This is a genomic window from Streptomyces sp. KPB2 (assembly GCF_003950055.1).
Taxonomy (GTDB): Bacteria; Actinomycetota; Actinomycetes; order Streptomycetales; family Streptomycetaceae; genus Streptomyces; species Streptomyces salinarius.
In genome coordinates this window covers 1,587,590-1,604,556 of record NZ_CP034353.1, presented here as the reverse complement: position 1 = coordinate 1,604,556, position 16,967 = coordinate 1,587,590, and the positions used below count along the sequence as shown (strand labels likewise).

The following is a 16,967-nucleotide window of genomic DNA, read 5'->3' as shown; positions in this document are numbered from 1 at the left end:
CACGGAGCCGCCCGGCAAGGTCCGGCACCGAGGAGGACAGATGACGACGGCCACGGAGCAGTTCCGCAGCGCACGGGACTTCCTGCTGGAACACCGCGAGGACTACACCGCCGCCTACGAGGGGTTCCGGTGGCCCCGGCCCGAGCACTTCAACTGGGCGCTGGACTGGTTCGACGTCATCGCCGAGGGCAACGACCGTCCCGCGCTGCACATCGTCGAGGAGGACGGCCGCGAGGTCCGGGTCTCCTTCGCCGAGATGTCGGCCCGCTCCAACCGGGTGGCGAACCGCCTGCGCGAGTGGGGCGTCGGCCCGGAGGACCGCATCCTCGTGATGCTCGGCAACCAGGTGGAGCTGTGGGAGACCGCGCTCGCCGCGATGAAGCTGCGCGCGGTCGTCATCCCGGCCACGACCCTGCTCGGCCCCGCCGACCTGCGCGACCGCGTCGACCGCGGCCGGGTGAAGCACGTGATCGTGCGCGCCGAGGACACCGGAAAGTTCGACGACGTGCCCGGCGACTACACGCGCGTCGCGGTCGGCGACGGCACGACGGGACCCGGCTGGCGGCCCTACGAGGAGGTGTACGGGGCGCCGGACGCCTTCACCCCGGACGGCCCGACCGCCGCCGACGACCCGCTGATGCTGTACTTCACCTCCGGCACCACCGCCCGCCCCAAGCTGGTTGAGCACACCCACGTGTCGTACCCCGTCGGCCACCTGGCGACCATGTACTGGATCGGGCTGACCCCGGGCGACGTGCACCTGAACATCTCCTCGCCCGGCTGGGCCAAGCACGCCTGGTCCAACCTGTTCGCGCCGTGGAACGCCGAGGCGACGGTCTTCCTGTACAACTACACGCGGTTCGACGCGACCCGGCTGATGTCCGAGATGGACCGGGCCGGGGTCACCACCTTCTGCGCCCCGCCGACCGTGTGGCGCATGCTCATCCAGGCCGACCTCACCCGCCTCGCCACCCCGCCGCGCGAGGTCGTCGCCGCCGGTGAGCCGCTCAACCCCGAGGTGATCGAGCAGGTCCGCCGCCTGTGGGGGCGGACCATCCGGGACGGTTTCGGGCAGACCGAGACCGCCGTCCAGGTCTCCAACAGCCCCGGCCAGGTCCTCAAGACCGGCTCGATGGGCCGCCCCAGCCCCGGCTACCGCGTCGAGCTGATCGACCCGGTGACCGGCGCGCCCGGCGCCGACGAGGGCGAGATCGCCCTGAACCTCGCCGACCGCCCCGTCGGCCTGATGACCGGCTACCACGGCGACCCCGACCGCACGGCCGAGGCGATGGCCGGCGGCTACTACCGCACCGGCGACATCGGCGCCCGGGACGAGGACGGCTACCTCACCTACGTGGGCCGGGCCGACGACGTGTTCAAGGCCTCCGACTACAAGATCAGCCCCTTCGAGCTGGAGAGCGCGCTGCTGGAGCACGAGGCGGTCGCCGAGGCCGCCGTGGTGCCCGCCCCGGACGAGCTGCGCCTCGCCGTGCCGAAGGCGTACATCGTGCTGGCGGCCGGGTGGGAGCCCGGCCCGGACACCGCGAAGGTGCTCTTCGAGCACTCCCGCCAAACCCTCGCCCCCTACAAGCGGCTGCGCCGCCTGGAGTTCGGCGACCTGCCCAAGACCGTCTCGGGCAAGATCCGCCGCATCGAACTGCGCGAGGCCACCGCGGCCGGCTCCGCCGACGAGTACCGCGAGGAGGACTTCCGGTGACCACCACCCTCTCCTACGCCCACGGCACCAGCACCACCCCGCTCCTCGGCGACACCATCGGCGCCAACCTCGACCGCGCGATCGCCGCCCACCCGGACCGCGAGGCCCTCGTCGACGTCCCGTCCGGACGGCGCTGGACCTACGCCGAGTTCGGCGCCGCCGTCGACGAGGTGGCCCGGGGCCTGCTCGCCAAGGGCGTCACCAAGGGCGACCGGGTCGGCATCTGGGCGGTCAACTGCCCCGAGTGGGTCCTCGTCCAGTACGCCACCGCCCGCATCGGCGTCATCATGGTCAACGTCAACCCGGCCTACCGGGCGCACGAGCTGGAGTACGTCCTCCAGCAGTCCGGCATCACCGTGCTGGTCGCCTCGCTCGCCCACAAGAGCAGCGACTACCGGGCGATCGTGGAGCAGGTCCGCGGCCGGTGCCCCGCGCTGCGCGAGACCGTCTACATCGGCGACCCGTCCTGGGACGCGCTCACCGCGGGCGCCGCGTCCGTGCCGCAGGAGCGGGTCGACGCCCTCGCCGCCGAGCTGAGCTGCGACGACCCGGTCAACATCCAGTACACCTCCGGCACCACCGGCTTCCCCAAGGGCGCCACCCTCTCCCACCACAACATCCTCAACAACGGCTACTGGGTGGGCCGCACGGTCGGCTACACCGAGCAGGACCGGGTCTGTCTGCCGGTGCCCTTCTACCACTGCTTCGGCATGGTCATGGGCAACCTGGGCGCCACCTCCCACGGCGCCTGCATCGTCATCCCCGCTCCGTCCTTCGAGCCGGCGGCCACGCTGGAGGCGGTGCAGCGGGAGCGGTGCACGTCCCTGTACGGCGTCCCGACCATGTTCATCGCCGAGCTGAACCTGCCCGGCTTCGCCTCCTACGACCTCACCTCCCTGCGCACCGGCATCATGGCGGGCTCCCCGTGCCCGGTGGAGGTGATGAAGCGGGTGGTCGCCGAGATGCACATGGAGCAGGTCTCCATCTGCTACGGCATGACCGAGACCTCCCCGGTCTCCTTGCAGACCCGCATGGACGACGACCTCGAACACCGCACCGGCACCGTCGGCCGCGTCCTGCCCCACATCGAGGTCAAGGTCGTCGACCCGGTCACCGGAGTGACCCTGCCGCGCGGCGACGCGGGCGAACTGCGCACCCGCGGCTACAGCGTGATGCTCGGCTACTGGGAGGAGCCCGGAAAGACCGCCGAGGCCATCGACCCCGGCCGCTGGATGCACACCGGGGACCTCGCGGTGATGCGCGAGGACGGCTACGTGGAGATCGTCGGCCGCATCAAGGACATGATCATCCGGGGCGGCGAGAACATCTACCCGCGCGAGGTCGAGGAGTTCCTGTACGCGCACCCGAAGATCGCGGACGTCCAGGTCGTCGGCGTACCGCACGAGCGCTACGGCGAGGAGGTGCTGGCCTGCGTCGTCCCGCGCGACGCCGCCGACCCGCTCACCCTGGAGGAACTGCGCGCGTACTGCGACGGGCAGCTGGCCCACTACAAGGTGCCCAGCCGCCTCCAGCTCCTGGACTCCTTCCCGATGACCGTCTCGGGGAAGGTGCGCAAGGTGGAGCTGCGGGAGCGGTACGCCCGCCCGTAGCGGGCGCGGTACGTCAGCCGGCCGTGGCGTCCAGCGCCACGGCCGGTGCGTTGACCGGTCGCGGCACGCCCGACGGGTCCAGCACGAAGAGCGGGACGTCCAGCAGATCCGCGCGGGCGCGGGCGTCCTCGGCGTATCCGGCGAGCGAGAAGTAGACGCCCCGCGCGGACTCCGCCATGGCCGTCAGCCACAGGCACTCCACGTCCCGCACCGAGGCCGGGCCCACCGTCGGATCCACCTGGACGACGATGCCGGGCGCGGCCAGCCCGATGCCGGACAGCGGCCGCTGGTCGGCGCGGCGCACGTCCCGGTGGCCCAGGCCGCGCAGATAGAGCACCGCGGCGGTGACCGCGTCGCGCGCGGTGCGGATCGGGACGGCCCGGTGCGCCGGGATCCGTGAACCGGGGGTGCGTCCGGTCCGGCCGGTCGCCGCCCGGTCCACCGGCACGCTCAGCACCGTCCCGCACGGACAGCCCAGCTCCGGCCGCGGCCACCGGCTCTGTGCCCCGCAGGCCGCGCAGCGCACCGCGACCCACTCCTCGTCCCAGGTCCGGTGGGTGACCGCGGTCGCGGCCCCGCGCGGGTCCAGCTCCGGGGCGACGGGCGCCCCGCAGACACAGGGGTACGACGGTGCCGTGTAGCGGTGCCGGCGCCCGCAGGCGGTGCAGCACACCGAGATGGTCTCGGACATGACCCCCATCGTCCTCTCTTGACGGCCCCCGGCTGCCCACTTACATTACTTCCAGATCGTAGAAAACAAATTTCGCTATACGGAAGTTGCTACGGAAGAAGCTCACCGCGGGGCGCGACGGGAGTGTGAATCCGACAGCCGGAGCAGGAGTACTCGATGGCTCGTATGACCGCTGCCCGAGCGGCAGTTGAGATTCTGAAGCGCGAGGGCGTCACCGACGCGTTCGGTGTGCCGGGCGCGGCGATCAACCCCTTCTACGCGGCGCTCAAGGCGTCCGGCGGTGTCCAGCACACCCTCGCCCGGCACGTCGAGGGTGCCTCGCACATGGCCGAGGGCTACACCCGCACCCACCCCGGCAACATCGGCGTCTGCATCGGCACCTCGGGCCCGGCCGGCACCGACATGATCACCGGTCTGTACTCGGCGATCGGCGACTCGATCCCGATCCTGTGCATCACCGGCCAGGCGCCGACCGCGGTGATCCACAAGGAGGACTTCCAGGCCGTCGACATCGCCTCCATCGCCAAGCCGGTGACCAAGATGGCCGTCACCGTCCTGGAGGCCGCGCAGGTCCCCGGCGTCTTCCAGCAGGCGTTCCACCTGATGCGCTCCGGCCGCCCCGGCCCGGTCCTCATCGACCTGCCGATCGACGTCCAGACCACCGAGATCGAGTTCGACCCGGAGACCTACGAGCCGCTCCCGGTCTACCGGCCCACCGCCACCCGCGCCCAGATCGAGAAGGCGATCGGCCTGCTCAACGCGTCCGAGCGCCCGCTGATCGTGGCCGGCGGCGGTGTCATCAACGCCGACGCGGCCGACCTGCTGGTGGAGTTCGCCGAGCTGACCGGCACCCCCGTCGTGCCGACCCTGATGGGCTGGGGCATCGTCCCCGACGACCACGAGCTGAACGCCGGCATGGTCGGCCTGCAGACCTCGCACCGCTACGGCAACGCGACCTTCCTCGAGTCGGACTTCGTCCTCGGCATCGGCAACCGCTGGGCCAACCGTCACACCGGCAAGCTGGACGTCTACACGGCCGGCCGGAAGTTCGTCCACGTCGACGTCGAGCCGACCCAGATCGGCAAGATCTTCGCCCCGGACTACGGCATCGCCTCCGACGCGAAGGCCGCCCTGGAGCTGTTCGTCGAGGTCGCGCGCGAGCTGAAGGCGGCCGGCAAGCTGCCCGACCGCTCCGCGTGGGCCGCCTCCGCGCAGGAGCGCAAGGCCACCCTCCAGCGCCGTACGCACTTCGACGACATCCCGATCAAGCCGCAGCGCGTCTACGAGGAGATGAACAAGGCCTTCGGCCCGGAGACCCGGTACGTCTCCACCATCGGCCTCTCCCAGATCGCCGGCGCCCAGATGCTGCACGTCTACCGCCCGCGGCACTGGATCAACTGCGGCCAGGCCGGCCCGCTCGGCTGGACCGTCCCGGCCGCCCTCGGCGTCGCCAAGGCCGACCCGGACGCCCAGGTCGTGGCGCTCTCCGGCGACTACGACTTCCAGTTCATGCTGGAGGAGCTGGCCGTCGGCGCGCAGCACAGGATCCCCTACGTCCACGTCCTGGTGAACAACTCCTACCTGGGCCTGATCCGCCAGGCGCAGCGGGCGTTCGAGATCGACTTCCAGGTCAACCTGGAGTTCGAGAACATCAACTCTCCCGAGCTGGGCGTCTACGGCGTCGACCACGTCAAGGTCGCCGAGGGCCTGGGCTGCAAGGCGATCCGGGTGACCGACCCGAACGAGCTGGGCACGGCCCTGGAACAGGCCAAGAAGCTGGCCGCCGAGCACCGGGTGCCGGTCGTCGTCGAGGCGATCCTGGAGCGCGTCACCAACATCTCCATGTCGGGCACGAACGACATCGGCAACGTCATGGAGTTCGAGGAGCTCGCGACCGAGCCGGGCCACGCCCCGACCGCGATCAAGCCGCTGAAGGCCTGACCCCTTCGGGCACCGGAGAACCGAGAGCGGCCCGTCCCCCCGAGGGGCGGGCCGCTCTCGCGTGCGCGCACTCAGTCCGGGCCGCCACCGCCGCCCCCCGAGCCCCAGCCGCCCGTGTGGTCCCCGTGGCCCGCACCGCCCCAGTCGCCCGAGACCGAGTCCTCGTACGCGTCGCGCCACCTCAGGAACCCGCCGCGACCCAGGGAGAAGCGGACCCCGTCGGCCGGTGCGCCCGGGTCCGTCAGCCCGGTCCGCAGGGCGAAGCGCGGCAGGAGCAGACGCAGGGCGGCGTCGCCGTGCAGGGCGACCGCGAGCAGCGTGTCCTCGTCCGTCAGCCCGTGTCGGACCGCCGGCAGCGGGTGCCGCTCCCGCCAGAACTCCACGCGCCGGCGTGCGCCGCGGGTCGGCCGCAGCCACGGGCGGCCCAGCAGCCCGTCCTCCGCGAGCGGGATGCGCGTCAGGGCCAGGGCCAGGCGCACCTCCGGGTGGCGGACCAGTTCGCGGGCGGTGAGCGGCTCGTGCAGACAGTCGAGCACGGTCCCCTCGAACGGCCCCAGGTCCTCCGGCTCGGGTCCCGCCGCGCACAGCGTCCTGCGCGGCCCGTTCTCGACGGCGCCCAGCAGGTGCAGGGCGACCAGCGCCACCGTGACGGCGGCCGGCGGTCCGCCGCCCAGGAGCGCTATCTGGTGCGGCTCCCACCCGATCTCCGTGCCACCGTCCACGACCCCACCCCCGTGCGCCCCGTGCCGTGCCGGGGTTGTGCCCGCTGCGGGGGACTCCTACGCGCGTTCAGCCGCCGGGGTGCTCGTGCAGCCCCGGCCAGTCCTCCGGGCCGCCGCCCTGCCACTCGACCAGGTCGCTGTCCTCTACGTCGGTGACGTAGAGGTCGGCGAGGCGCAGCAGTTCGGCGACGTCGTCGACGTGCGAGGCGACGCCCAGGGTCTCGTCGCCGGAGGTGACCCGGCGGGAGCCGTCCAGGGCGGGGGAGTGGACGACGATGTGCGGATGCTCGGGTGGGTGTGCCGTAGCCATGTCTCCAGGCTGCTGCGCGGGCGGTGAATCCGCACCCGGTGAACGCGAACGCCGGAAAGCGCCGGATGCGGGACCGTCCGCATCCGGCGCTTCCCGGCCGGTGAAGGTTCTTGGTGGGCGGGTCCGGTGAGGGATTCCCCGCCGAGGGTGTCTTCACGTGGAACCCGTCCGGCGGCGCGAGGCTGGGCGCGACAGGTCGTTCGCGCCGCCGGACGGAGCATGGGGGCCTCTCGGTCACGAGAGGCGGGGTTGGCCGGGACCGCGGCGGTGCGACGGGCCGGAACGGCTCCTCCCCTCAGGTCGTAGGAGGAACGTCCCGCCCTTCACCACCGCACTGGCTCGCTGGCCGCCGCGGTCCTCGCCCTGCCCGCGCCGGCACCGGGCGGTCACCCCTCATCCGGGCCGCTTCGGTGCCTGCGCGGGCCGCGCACACGGCCCCGGCCTCCCCGCCGGGTTCCGTGCGCGAGCCGGTGGATCAGTCCTCGCGCAGGGCGCGGACCGCCTCCTCGACGCGCCTGCCGTAGTCGGGGTCGGCCGCGTGGAAGTGCGCGAGGTTCTTCTCTACGACGTCGTTGCGGGAGACCTGGGACAGGCCGCCGGCGATGTTCGCCACCAGGCGCTGCTTCTCGTCCTCGCTCATCAGCCGGTACAGCGCGCCGGCCTGCACGAAGTGGTCGTCCTTGGTGTGCAGCGGCGCCTCGTGCGTGCCGGTGTGGCCGGACACGGGGAGCGGGGCGGCCAGCGGGGTGCCGGTCTCGGCCGGGCCGTCGTAGGAGTTCGGCTCGTAGTTCTTGGCGTACCGGCCCTGCGGGTTGGACGCCATCAGGCCGTCGCGGCCGTAGTTGGCGGCGCCGCCGGGCACGGCCTTCGGGGCGTTCACCGCGAGCTGGGTGTGGTTGACGCCCAGGCGGTAGCGGTGCGCGTCCGCGTAGGCGAACAGGCGGCCCTGGAGCATCTTGTCGGGGGAGGGGCCGATGCCCGGGACGAAGTTGTTCGGGGAGAACGCGGCCTGCTCGACCTCCGCGAAGACGTTGTCCGGGTTGCGGTCGAGCACCAGCCGGCCCACCCGCTTGAGCGGGTAGTCGGCGTGCGGCCACACCTTGGTCACGTCGAACGGGTTGAAGCGGTAGTTCGCCGCCTCGGCCACCGGCATCAGCTGCACGTGCAGCGTCCAGGACGGGTACACGCCCCGCTCGATCGCCTGCACCAGGTCCGTCTGGTGCGAGGTCGGGTCCTCGCCCGCGAGCTTCGCGGCCTCGTCGGCGGTCAGGCAGCGGATGCCCTGATCGGTCTTGACGTGGTACTTGACGAAGAAGGACTCGCCCTTGGCGTTCGTCCACTGGTAGGTGTGCGAGCCGAAGCCGTCCATGTGGCGGTACGAGGCCGGGATGCCGCGGTCGCCCATCAGCCAGGTGATCTGGTGCGTCGCCTCGGGGGAGTGCGCCCAGAAGTCGAAGACGTTGTCCGGCTCCTGACGGCCCGTGAACGGGTCGCGCTTCTGCGAGTGGATGAAGTCCGGGAACTTGATCGGGTCCTTGATGAAGAACACCGGGGTGTTGTTGCCGACGAGGTCGTAGTTGCCCTCCTCGGTGTAGAACTTCAGCGCGAAGCCGCGCGGGTCGCGGACCGCGTCCGCGCCGCCGAGGGAGTCGGCCACGGTGGAGAAGCGCAGGAAGACCTCGGTGCGCTTGCCGACCGTGTTCAGGAAGTCGGCGTGCGTGTAGCCGGTGACGTCGTCGGTCACCTCGAAGTGGCCGTACGCGCCGGAGCCGCGGGCGTGCACCACGCGCTCCGGGATGCGCTCGCGGTTGAAGCGGGCGAGCTTCTCGATGAGGTGCTGGTCCTGGATCAGGAGGGGACCGCCGATGCCGGCGGAAGCGGAGTTCTGGTTGTCGGCGACCGGGGCGCCGGACTCGGTGGTGAGCACGCGCTGCGACATCGTGGACCTTCCGTGGCCTTGCAGACGAGGGTTCAGCGGAACCGTTCAGTGGACTGTTCAGTGGAACTGCTTCTGGAAACAGGTTTCCGCTTCGTGGAGCCTAGATTTGGGACAGTGGCACGTCAACAGTTTGTTGAAGTGGGTTCCGGGCGGCGCCGCCGCTCGGGCGCGACAGGACAGGTGTCAGCGGCGGCGCCACCCGGAGGTCATGAGGGTGCCGCGCGGGTCAGACCTGGGCGCCGGAGAGGCGCTCCACGGCCCGCAGCAGGGCCGAGTGGTCCAGGCCGCCGTCGCCCTGGGCGCGCAGCGACGCGACCAGCTGGGCCACCACGGCGCCCACCGGCAGCGCGGCGCCGACGTTGCGGGCGGCGTCGGTGACGATGCCCATGTCCTTGTGGTGCAGGTCGATGCGGAAGCCCGGCTTGAAGTCGCGGCCGAGGAAGTTGTCCTTCTTCCGCGTCAGCACCGTCGAGCCGGCCAGACCGCCGTTGAGGACGTCCAGGGCGGCCTTCAGGTCCACGCCGGACTTCTCCAGGAAGACCACGGCCTCGGCGCACGCCTGGATGTTCACGGCGACGATCAGCTGGTTGGCGGCCTTCACGGTCTGGCCCGAGCCGTGCGGACCGCACAGCACGATGGTCTTGCCGAGCGCCTCCAGGAGCGGCTTGGCCTCGTCGAAGTCGGCCTGCTCACCGCCGACCATGATGGACAGCACGGCCTCGATCGCGCCGGCCTCGCCACCGGAGACGGGGGCGTCCAGGACGCGGATGCCCTTGTCCTTGGCGGCCTTCGCGAGGTCGACGGAGGTCTGCGGGGTGATCGAGGACATGTCGACCAGGAGCGCGCCGGACTTCGCGTTCTCCAGGATGCCGTCGGGGCCGTAGGCGATGGCCTCGACCTGCGGGGACGCGGGCACCATGGTGACGATCACGTCGGCGTCGCGCACGGCGTCGGCGATCGAGCCGGCCGCGGTGCCGCCGGCGGCGGACAGCCGGTCCAGCTTCTCCTGCTCCAGCGTGAAGCCGGTGACCTGGTAACCCGCCTTGATCAGGTTCTCGGACATGGGGGAGCCCATGATGCCGAGACCGACCCAGGCGACCTTGGGGAGCGTGCTCATGATGGGTACCTCTCTGAAAATCTGTGGAGAATTCCTGCGGGGTGGCGCTCAGCGGGCCGCGCGGGCCCCGGCCGGCAGCCAGGAGAAGGACTGGGCGCTGGGGGCGTCGCCGGGCTTGTACTCCAGGCCGACCCAGCCGTCGTATCCGGCCTTCGCGAGGCGGTCGAGCAGGTCCTCCAGCGGGAGGGAGCCCGTGCCGGGGGCGCCGCGGCCCGGGTTGTCGGCGATCTGCACGTGGCCGGTCTTCGCGGCGTACGCGTCGATCACCTGCGGCAGGTCCTCGCCGTTCATGGACAGGTGGTAGAGGTCCATGAGGAACTTGGCGTTGCCCAGTCCGGTGGCCTCGTTGACCTTGTCCACGACCTCGATCGCGGCCGGTGCCGACACCAGCGGGTACAGCGGCGACTCGGGCTTGTTGAGCGCCTCGACGAGCAGGATCGCGCCGATCCGGTCGGCCGCGCGGGCGGCGAGGACCAGGTTCTCCAGCGCGAGCCGGTCCTGCTCGGCCGGGTCCACGCCCTCGACGCGGTTGCCGTACAGCGCGTTGAGCGCCGTGCAGCCCAGCGACTGGGCGAAGTCGGCGGCCACGTCGATGTTGGCGCGGAAGCGGTCCGACTCCGCACCGGGGATCGACAGCGCGCCCCGGTCGGGTCCGGGCAGCTGCCCCGCGTAGAAGTTCAGGCCGGTGAGCCGGACGCCGGCGTCCTCGATGGCCGCCCTGAGGGCGTCGAGCTCGGACTGCTCGGGGGTGGGCGAGTCGATCCAGGGCCACCACAGCTCGACCGCGGTGAAGCCGGCCGCGGCGGCGGCCGCGGGGCGCTCCAGGAGCGGGAGTTCCGTGAAGAGGATCGACAGGTTGACGTTGAAGCGCTGATCTGCGAAGCCCATCGGGTGCCGCGCTCCCTTCCGTTTCGATCGATGTTCCGCATTACGGAAGTTCGTTTCTGCTTGATGGAAGGTTGCCCGGGGAGTGCGGTCCTTGTCAAGAGGGGGCGGCGCAAAGCGGTCACTCCGCGTTAGGTTGACCGCGTGCGATTGAGAGTGGAGTTCACGACCGAACCCTTCGACCTGGACGAGGCGCCCGCCCACGCGGTGGTCGCCCGCGAGGTCGTCGAGGCCGCCGAGCTGGACGCGGTCGACGTCGGCCCGTTCGGCAACACCGCCGAGGGCGGTGCCGACCGGGTGCTGACCGCGGTGGACGCGCTGCTGCGCCGCTCCCTGGAGGCCGGTGCCACCCGGATCTCGCTCCAGGTCAACGTGGTCGACGAGCCCGGCGCCGGGGAGGGCGAGCGGTGACCGGCCCGGCCGAGGAGCCGTTCATCGCGGCCGTCAAGCCCCTGGTCGACGCCATGGGCGGCGAGATGCTGCCGCCGGACGAAGCGGGCCGGGAGGACGTGGTGCTCTCCTGGGAGGGTGCCGACGTCGTCGCCGTGCGCCTGCCCCAGCTCGCCGACTCCCTGGACCACATCCTGGCCGCCATGGAGCGCCGGCAGGGCCGCCCCCTGGCCGACCTCGACCGCCGGGCCAAACAGGAGGTCGTACGGGCCCTGGAGGCGCGCGGCGCCTTCGCCGTACGGCACGGCGTGGAGACCGTCGCGGGCGCCCTCGGCGTCAGCCGGTTCACCGTGTACAACTACCTCAACCGTGAGAAGGGCGCCTGACCTGCACGGTTCCTCCGCATCCCACGCCGCCGCCCGGTCACCGGGCGGCGGCTTTTTTGACCCCGAATTTTCAACAAAGTGTTGACGGCTTGTTTCCGAGGGCGTTAGCTATCGGCACGCCCGCTCAGCACAAGGCCACGGAGGCTCCCGTGACGTCCACTTCCGCGTCGGGCCTGGCCCGTTTCAACGCTCTCGAGGAGTCCTCGGCACGCGCCGAACTCCACGAGGCGTGCGCCTCCACGGCGTGGGCCCGGCACCTGCTCGCCGCCCGCCCCTTCGCCACCGCCGAGGACCTGTACGCCGCCAGCGACGCCGCCATGGCCGGGCTGAGCGCCGAGGACCTCGCCGAGGCGATGGCCGGGCATCCGCCGATCGGCCGCCCCAAGCCGGGTGATCCGACCTCGTCCCGCGAACAGGCGGGCATGGCCGGCGCCGGCGAGGACCTCAAGGCGGAGATGCTCGAACTGAACCTGGCCTACCAGGAGAAGTTCGGCCACGTCTTCCTCATCTGCGCCACCGGCCGGACCGGCGAGCAGATGCGGGACGCGGTCAAGGAGCGGATCGGCAACTCGCCCGAGCAGGAGCGGGAGATCGTCCGCACCGAACTGGGGAAGATCAACCGCATCCGCCTGAACCGACTCGTCGAACAGGACGCCTGACCATGAGCACCAGCACCACCGCCTCCGTGTCCACGCACATCCTGGACACCAGCGTCGGCCGCCCCGCCGAGGGTGTCGCCGTCCAACTCGCCGCCCGCTCGGGCAGCGGCGCGGACTGGCAGGCGCTCGGCGGCTCCGCGACCGACGCCGACGGCCGGTGCAAGGACCTCCCGGCCCTGCCGGAGGGCACCACCCACGTACGGCTCGACTTCGACACCGAGACGTACTTCGCCAAGAAACAAGCCGCGGCCCAGCAGGACGCCCCCGCGCTCCGGGACAGCGAGAACGGCCGGCCCGTGTTCTTCCCCGAGGTCACCATCACCTTTGCGGTGGTACCCGGCGAGCACTACCACGTTCCGCTGCTGCTCAACCCGTTCGGCTACTCCGTTTACCGAGGGAGCTGACCGAATCATGACCCGTTTCGTCCTGGGACAGAACCAGTACGGCAAGGCAGAGAACCGCGTCGTCAAGATCACGCGTGACGGCGACACGCACCACATCAAGGACCTGAACGTCTCCGTCGCCCTGTCCGGCGACATGGAGGAGGTCCACCGCAGCGGTTCCAACGCCAACGTCCTGCCGACCGACACCACCAAGAACACGGTGTTCGCCTTCGCCAAGGAGCACGGCATCGAGAGCGCCGAGGACCTCGGCGTCGCCCTCGCCCGGCACTTCGTGGACAACAACGAGCCGATCCACCGGGCCCGCATCCGCATCGAGGAGTACGGCTGGGAGCGGATCGAGACCTCCAAGGGCGGCGCCCGCTTCGTCGGCTCGGAGGAGATCGCGCACTCCTTCGTCCGCACCGGCCAGGAGACCCGCGTCGCGCAGATCACCTACGACGGCCACGGCATCCAGGTGCTCTCCGGGTTCAAGGACCTGACCGTCCTGAACTCGACCAACTCGGAGTTCTTCGGCTTCCTCAAGGACAAGTACACGACCCTCCAGGAGGACCACGACCGCATCCTCGCCACCACCGTCTCCACCTGGTGGCGGCACAACTGGGACGGCATCGACTCGCACGCCCCCGACTGGGACCGTTCCTACAGCGGGGTGCGCAAGCACGCGCTCCAGGCGTTCGCGGAGACCTACTCGTACTCGCTCCAGCAGACCCTGTTCGAGATGGGTGTGCGGGTGCTCAACTCCCGCGACGAGGTCGACGAGATCCGCTTCTCGATGCCCAACAAGCACCACTTCCGCTCGGACCTGTCGCCCTTCGGGATCGACAACGAGGCCAAGGACGGCGCCGTGTACTACGCCGCCGACCGCCCGTACGGCCTGATCGAGGCCACCATCCTGCGCGACGGCGCCGAGCAACTCATCCCGGTCGACATGACCAACCTCTGACGCGGGACGCGCACCGCCGGCCCCGCCCCCCCCCGGGGCCGGCGGTGCGCCACACCGGAGGAAACACCATGGCACTGCCTGCGAAAGGGCCCGCCACAGGCCCGGGTCCGACCGCGGCCACCGGCCCGGACTCCACCCCGGCCACCGGCCCCGGCACCACTCCGCCGGTGCACACCGAGGACGCCGTCACGTCCGTGCACCCGGTGGACGAGAAGCTCCACCCCTCGCGGCTCGTCCCCGCCGCGCTCCAGCACATCGCCGCCATGTACGCGGGCGTCGTCACTCCTCCGCTCATCATCGGCCAGGCCTGCGGACTCGACCTGGAGGGCCGCACCCGGCTGATCGCCGCCTCGCTGCTCATCGCGGGCGTCGCCACCCTGCTCCAGACCCTCGGCGTCAAGGGCTTCGTCGGCAACCGCCTGCCGTTCGTGAACGCCGCCTCCTCGGCCGGCATCGCGCCCATCCTCGCCATCGTCGAGACCAACGCCGAGGGCAGCCAACTCCCTGCCGTCTACGGCGCGGTGATGGTCGCCGGTGTCTTCTGCCTCGCCGTCGGCCCCTTCTTCGGCCGGCTCCTGCGCTTCTTCCCGCCGCTGGTCACGGGCGTCGTCATCACCCTCATCGGCGTCACGCTGATGCCGGTCCCGGTCGGCTGGGCCCAGGGCGGCGACAAGACCGCCGCCGACTTCGGCTCGATGCGCAACCTCGCGCTCGCCGCCTTCACCCTCGGCGTCATCCTGGTCATCCAGCGGTTCGGCAAGGGCTTCGTCAAGCAAGTGGCGCTGCTCTTCGGGCTGTTGATCGGCACCCTGGTCGCCATCCCCTTCGGCATGGCCGACTTCGGCGCCCTCGACTCCGCGCCCGTCGCCGCCCTGCCCACCCCCTTCGCCTTCGGCGCCCCCGAGTTCCAGCCCGCCGCCATCCTCTCGCTGTGCATCGTGATGCTGGTCCTGATGACGGAGTCGTCCGCCGGCATGCTCGCCCTCGGCGAGATCTGCGACCGCCGCGCCGACGCCAGGGTCATCACCCGCGGCCTGCGCACCGACGGCCTCGCCACCCTGATCGGCCCCGTCTTCGGCGGCTTCCCCACCTCCGCCTTCGCGCAGAACGTCGGCGTCGTCTCCCTCACCCGGGTGCGCAGCCGCTACGTCGTCGCCGTCGCCGGCGCCACCCTGCTGGTCCTCGGCGCCTTCCCGGTCCTCGGCGCGGTCGTCTCCCTGGTCCCGATGCCGGTCCTCGGCGGCGCGGGCATCGTGCTCTTCGGCTCGATCGCGGTCAGCGGCATCCGTACCCTGTCCGAGGCCGGCCTCGACGACAGCTCCAACATCATCCTGGTCGCCGTGGCGCTCGGCGCGGGCATCATCCCGCTGGCCGCGCCGACCTTCTACGCCGAGTTCCCCGCCTGGGCCCAGACCGTACTGGGCTCCGGCATCAGCGCCGGGGCGATCGTCGCGGTCGCCCTCAACCTGTTCTTCGACCACCTCGGCACCCGGAGCCGTACCGCGGCCCCGGCACTCAAATCCTCCTAGGGTCCTGCCGTGCCCTCCCCGTGGGTACTCGACTCCCCGCCCACGGGCCGCACCGAAAGAGAAGGAAGCAGCATGGCAGCATCAGCGGCAGCCGATCGCGTCGCCGTCCCCACGGCACCCGAGCGCATCGTCATCGAGAACTGCGCCATCGCGACCGTCGACGCGGACGGCACCGAGTACGCCTCGGGCCACGTCGTCCTCGCCGGCAACCGGATCGAGGCGGTCGGCGCGGGGCGGGCACCCGAGGACCCGGAGAACGTCGTACGCCGGATCGACGCGACCGGACACCTGGTCACGCCCGGCCTGGTCAACACCCACCACCACTTCTACCAGTGGCTCACCCGGGGCCTGGCCACCGACCACAACCTCTTCGGCTGGCTGGTCGCCCTCTACCCGACCTGGGCGCGCCTCGACGAGCCGATGGCCCACGCCGCCGCCCAGGGCTCGCTCGCGATGATGGCCCGCGGCGGCGTCACCACCGCCGCGGACCACCACTACATCCACCCGCGCGGCGCCGGCGACCTGTCCGGCGCGATCATCCGCGCCGCCCGGGACATGGGCGTCCGCCTCACCCTCGCCCGCGGCTCCATGGACCGCGGCGAGTCCGACGGCGGGCTGCCGCCGGACTTCGCGGTCGAGAGCCTGGACGACGCGCTCGCCGCCACCGAGGCCACCGTCCGGGAGCACCACGACCCCTCCTTCGACGCGATGACCCAAGTGGCCGTCGCCCCCTGCTCGCCCTTCTCCGTCTCCACCGAACTGATGCGCCAGGGCGCCGAACTGGCCCGCCGGCTCGGCGTGCGGCTGCACACCCACGGCTCGGAGACCGTGGAGGAGGAGAAGTTCTGCCACGAACTGTTCGGCATGGGCCCCACCGACTACTTCGAGTCCACCGGCTGGCTCGGCGAGGACGTGTGGATGGCGCACTGCGTCCACATGAACGACTCCGACATCGCCGCCTTCGCCCGCACCGGCACCGGCGTCGCCCACTGCCCCTCCTCCAACGCCCGTCTGGCCGCGGGCATCGCCCGGGTCCCCGACCTGCTCGCCGCCGGCGTCCCGGTCGGCCTCGGCGTCGACGGCACCGCCTCCAACGAGTCCGGCGAGCTTCACACCGAGCTGCGCAACGCCCTGCTGATCAACCGCCTCGGCGCCCACCGGGAGGCCGCGCTCAACGCGCGCAAGGCACTGCGCCTGGGCACGTACGGCGGCGCCCGGGTCCTCGGCCGGGCCGCCGAGACCGGCTCCCTGGAAGCGGGCAAGCTCGCCGACCTGGTGCTGTGGCGGATGGACACCCTCGCCCACTCCTCCATCGCCGACCCGGTGACCGCCCTGGTCCTCGGCGCCCCCGCGCCGGTCACGGCGTCGTTCGTGAACGGCCGGCAGATCGTCGAGGACGGCAGGCTGCTCACGGTCGACGAGGACGCCGTGGCCCGCTCCACCCGGGACGAGGCACGACGCCTGGCACGGATCACCGCCGACCGGCGCTGAACCCCGCACAACAGAACACCACTTGATCTCCGGCCGGGAGGGACGGCTCCCGGCCGGTAACCGCGGACCCGAGCGGGGTCCGCGGTGACCGACTCCGGGGCGTGCGCCCCTGCGCGCACGCCCCGGATAGGTCTCCCGTTTCCCCGAACGGCCCGTCCGGGTCCCGCACGACCACCACCCGCACCACCTCCCTGACACCCACGTCAGAGCCGACGTGTAACCGACCGGAGGAA

16 protein-coding genes are annotated in these 16,967 nt (G+C 71.5%); 10 read left to right on the top strand and 6 right to left on the bottom strand.

Going from position 1 to position 16,967, the window contains the following annotated elements:
* Positions 1 to 40: 40 nt before the first annotated feature.
* Together ibuL and lbuL are read left to right on the top strand one after the other, a co-directional pair.
* A complete protein-coding gene (gene ibuL / locus D1J63_RS06925; protein ID WP_125628183.1) occupies positions 41 to 1,717 on the top strand; it encodes an isobutyrate:CoA ligase IbuL in 1,677 nt (558 codons plus the stop codon).
* On the top strand, positions 1,714 to 3,327 hold the full coding sequence (lbuL, locus tag D1J63_RS06920; RefSeq protein ID WP_125628182.1) for a linear/branched/unsaturated fatty acid:CoA ligase LbuL: 1,614 nt from the start codon (positions 1,714 to 1,716) through the stop codon (positions 3,325 to 3,327). Before ibuL ends, lbuL begins: the two co-directional genes overlap by 4 nt.
* Positions 3,328 to 3,340: 13 nt before the next feature.
* Here the strand turns inward: lbuL and D1J63_RS06915 are convergent, their stop codons facing one another.
* On the bottom strand, positions 3,341 to 4,027 hold the full coding sequence (locus D1J63_RS06915) for a hypothetical protein (protein ID WP_125628181.1): 687 nt from the start codon (positions 4,025 to 4,027) through the stop codon (positions 3,341 to 3,343).
* 147 nt (positions 4,028 to 4,174) lie between these two features.
* Here D1J63_RS06915 and gcl point away from each other — a divergent pair, with 147 nt between their 5' ends.
* The gene (gcl, locus tag D1J63_RS06910; RefSeq protein WP_125628180.1) at positions 4,175 to 5,959 is read left to right on the top strand and encodes a glyoxylate carboligase; all 1,785 of its coding nucleotides are present in this window, start codon (positions 4,175 to 4,177) and stop codon (positions 5,957 to 5,959) included.
* Positions 5,960 to 6,030: 71 nt separating this feature from the next.
* Here the strand turns inward: gcl and D1J63_RS06905 are convergent, their stop codons facing one another.
* The 5 genes from D1J63_RS06905 to D1J63_RS06885 form a co-directional block, all read right to left on the bottom strand.
* The gene (locus tag D1J63_RS06905) at positions 6,031 to 6,681 is read right to left on the bottom strand and encodes a TIGR04222 domain-containing membrane protein (RefSeq protein WP_125628179.1); all 651 of its coding nucleotides are present in this window, start codon (positions 6,679 to 6,681) and stop codon (positions 6,031 to 6,033) included.
* 67 nt (positions 6,682 to 6,748) lie between these two features.
* The gene (locus D1J63_RS06900) at positions 6,749 to 6,991 is read right to left on the bottom strand and encodes a hypothetical protein (RefSeq protein WP_007445511.1); all 243 of its coding nucleotides are present in this window, start codon (positions 6,989 to 6,991) and stop codon (positions 6,749 to 6,751) included.
* Positions 6,992 to 7,466: 475 nt separating this feature from the next.
* Positions 7,467 to 8,930, bottom strand: a complete 1,464-nt coding sequence (locus D1J63_RS06895; RefSeq protein WP_125628178.1) for a catalase — start codon at positions 8,928 to 8,930, stop codon at positions 7,467 to 7,469.
* Between the two features lie 226 nt (positions 8,931 to 9,156).
* Entirely contained in the window at positions 9,157 to 10,047 is an 891-nt protein-coding gene (locus D1J63_RS06890) for a 2-hydroxy-3-oxopropionate reductase (protein ID WP_125628177.1), read from the bottom strand.
* A gap of 48 nt (positions 10,048 to 10,095) precedes the next feature.
* Complete coding sequence (locus D1J63_RS06885) at positions 10,096 to 10,935, bottom strand: TIM barrel protein (RefSeq protein WP_125628176.1); 840 nt, start codon at positions 10,933 to 10,935, stop codon at positions 10,096 to 10,098.
* A gap of 141 nt (positions 10,936 to 11,076) precedes the next feature.
* Here D1J63_RS06885 and D1J63_RS06880 point away from each other — a divergent pair, with 141 nt between their 5' ends.
* The 7 genes from D1J63_RS06880 (at position 11,077) to D1J63_RS06850 (ending at position 16,734) form a co-directional block, all read left to right on the top strand.
* Positions 11,077 to 11,343 (top strand): hypothetical protein, encoded by a 267-nt coding sequence (locus tag D1J63_RS06880; RefSeq protein ID WP_164420217.1) that lies wholly within the window; start codon positions 11,077 to 11,079, stop codon positions 11,341 to 11,343.
* A complete protein-coding gene (locus D1J63_RS06875) occupies positions 11,340 to 11,708 on the top strand; it encodes a helix-turn-helix domain-containing protein (RefSeq protein WP_125628175.1) in 369 nt (122 codons plus the stop codon). The genes D1J63_RS06880 and D1J63_RS06875 overlap by 4 nt, the downstream gene beginning before the upstream one ends.
* A gap of 149 nt (positions 11,709 to 11,857) precedes the next feature.
* Entirely contained in the window at positions 11,858 to 12,367 is a 510-nt protein-coding gene (uraD, locus tag D1J63_RS06870) for a 2-oxo-4-hydroxy-4-carboxy-5-ureidoimidazoline decarboxylase (RefSeq protein ID WP_164712742.1), read from the top strand.
* Positions 12,368 to 12,369: 2 nt separating this feature from the next.
* Positions 12,370 to 12,771, top strand: a complete 402-nt coding sequence (gene uraH, locus D1J63_RS06865; protein ID WP_125628173.1) for a hydroxyisourate hydrolase — start codon at positions 12,370 to 12,372, stop codon at positions 12,769 to 12,771.
* 7 nt (positions 12,772 to 12,778) lie between these two features.
* Positions 12,779 to 13,714 (top strand): factor-independent urate hydroxylase, encoded by a 936-nt coding sequence (gene pucL / locus D1J63_RS06860; protein WP_125628172.1) that lies wholly within the window; start codon positions 12,779 to 12,781, stop codon positions 13,712 to 13,714.
* 68 nt (positions 13,715 to 13,782) lie between these two features.
* Positions 13,783 to 15,243 (top strand): nucleobase:cation symporter-2 family protein, encoded by a 1,461-nt coding sequence (locus D1J63_RS06855; RefSeq protein ID WP_164712741.1) that lies wholly within the window; start codon positions 13,783 to 13,785, stop codon positions 15,241 to 15,243.
* A 72-nt stretch (positions 15,244 to 15,315) separates the two neighbouring features.
* A complete protein-coding gene (locus tag D1J63_RS06850) occupies positions 15,316 to 16,734 on the top strand; it encodes an 8-oxoguanine deaminase (protein ID WP_125628171.1) in 1,419 nt (472 codons plus the stop codon).
* Positions 16,735 to 16,967 lie beyond the last annotated feature (233 nt).

What these genes read in the sequence shown, in the direction of transcription:
- D1J63_RS06915 (WP_125628181.1), bottom strand. Translation starts at nt 4,027, where the DNA reads ATGGGGGTCATGTCCGAGACCATCTCGGTGTGCTGCACCGCCTGCGGG.
- ibuL (WP_125628183.1), top strand. Translation starts at nt 41, where the DNA reads ATGACGACGGCCACGGAGCAGTTCCGCAGCGCACGGGACTTCCTGCTG.
- gcl (WP_125628180.1), top strand. Translation starts at nt 4,175, where the DNA reads ATGGCTCGTATGACCGCTGCCCGAGCGGCAGTTGAGATTCTGAAGCGC.
- D1J63_RS06900 (WP_007445511.1), bottom strand. Translation starts at nt 6,991, where the DNA reads ATGGCTACGGCACACCCACCCGAGCATCCGCACATCGTCGTCCACTCC.
- D1J63_RS06895 (WP_125628178.1), bottom strand. Translation starts at nt 8,930, where the DNA reads ATGTCGCAGCGCGTGCTCACCACCGAGTCCGGCGCCCCGGTCGCCGAC.
- D1J63_RS06885 (WP_125628176.1), bottom strand. Translation starts at nt 10,935, where the DNA reads ATGGGCTTCGCAGATCAGCGCTTCAACGTCAACCTGTCGATCCTCTTC.
- uraH (WP_125628173.1), top strand. Translation starts at nt 12,370, where the DNA reads ATGAGCACCAGCACCACCGCCTCCGTGTCCACGCACATCCTGGACACC.
- D1J63_RS06890 (WP_125628177.1), bottom strand. Translation starts at nt 10,047, where the DNA reads ATGAGCACGCTCCCCAAGGTCGCCTGGGTCGGTCTCGGCATCATGGGC.
- D1J63_RS06850 (WP_125628171.1), top strand. Translation starts at nt 15,316, where the DNA reads ATGGCAGCATCAGCGGCAGCCGATCGCGTCGCCGTCCCCACGGCACCC.
- pucL (WP_125628172.1), top strand. Translation starts at nt 12,779, where the DNA reads ATGACCCGTTTCGTCCTGGGACAGAACCAGTACGGCAAGGCAGAGAAC.
- D1J63_RS06855 (WP_164712741.1), top strand. Translation starts at nt 13,783, where the DNA reads ATGGCACTGCCTGCGAAAGGGCCCGCCACAGGCCCGGGTCCGACCGCG.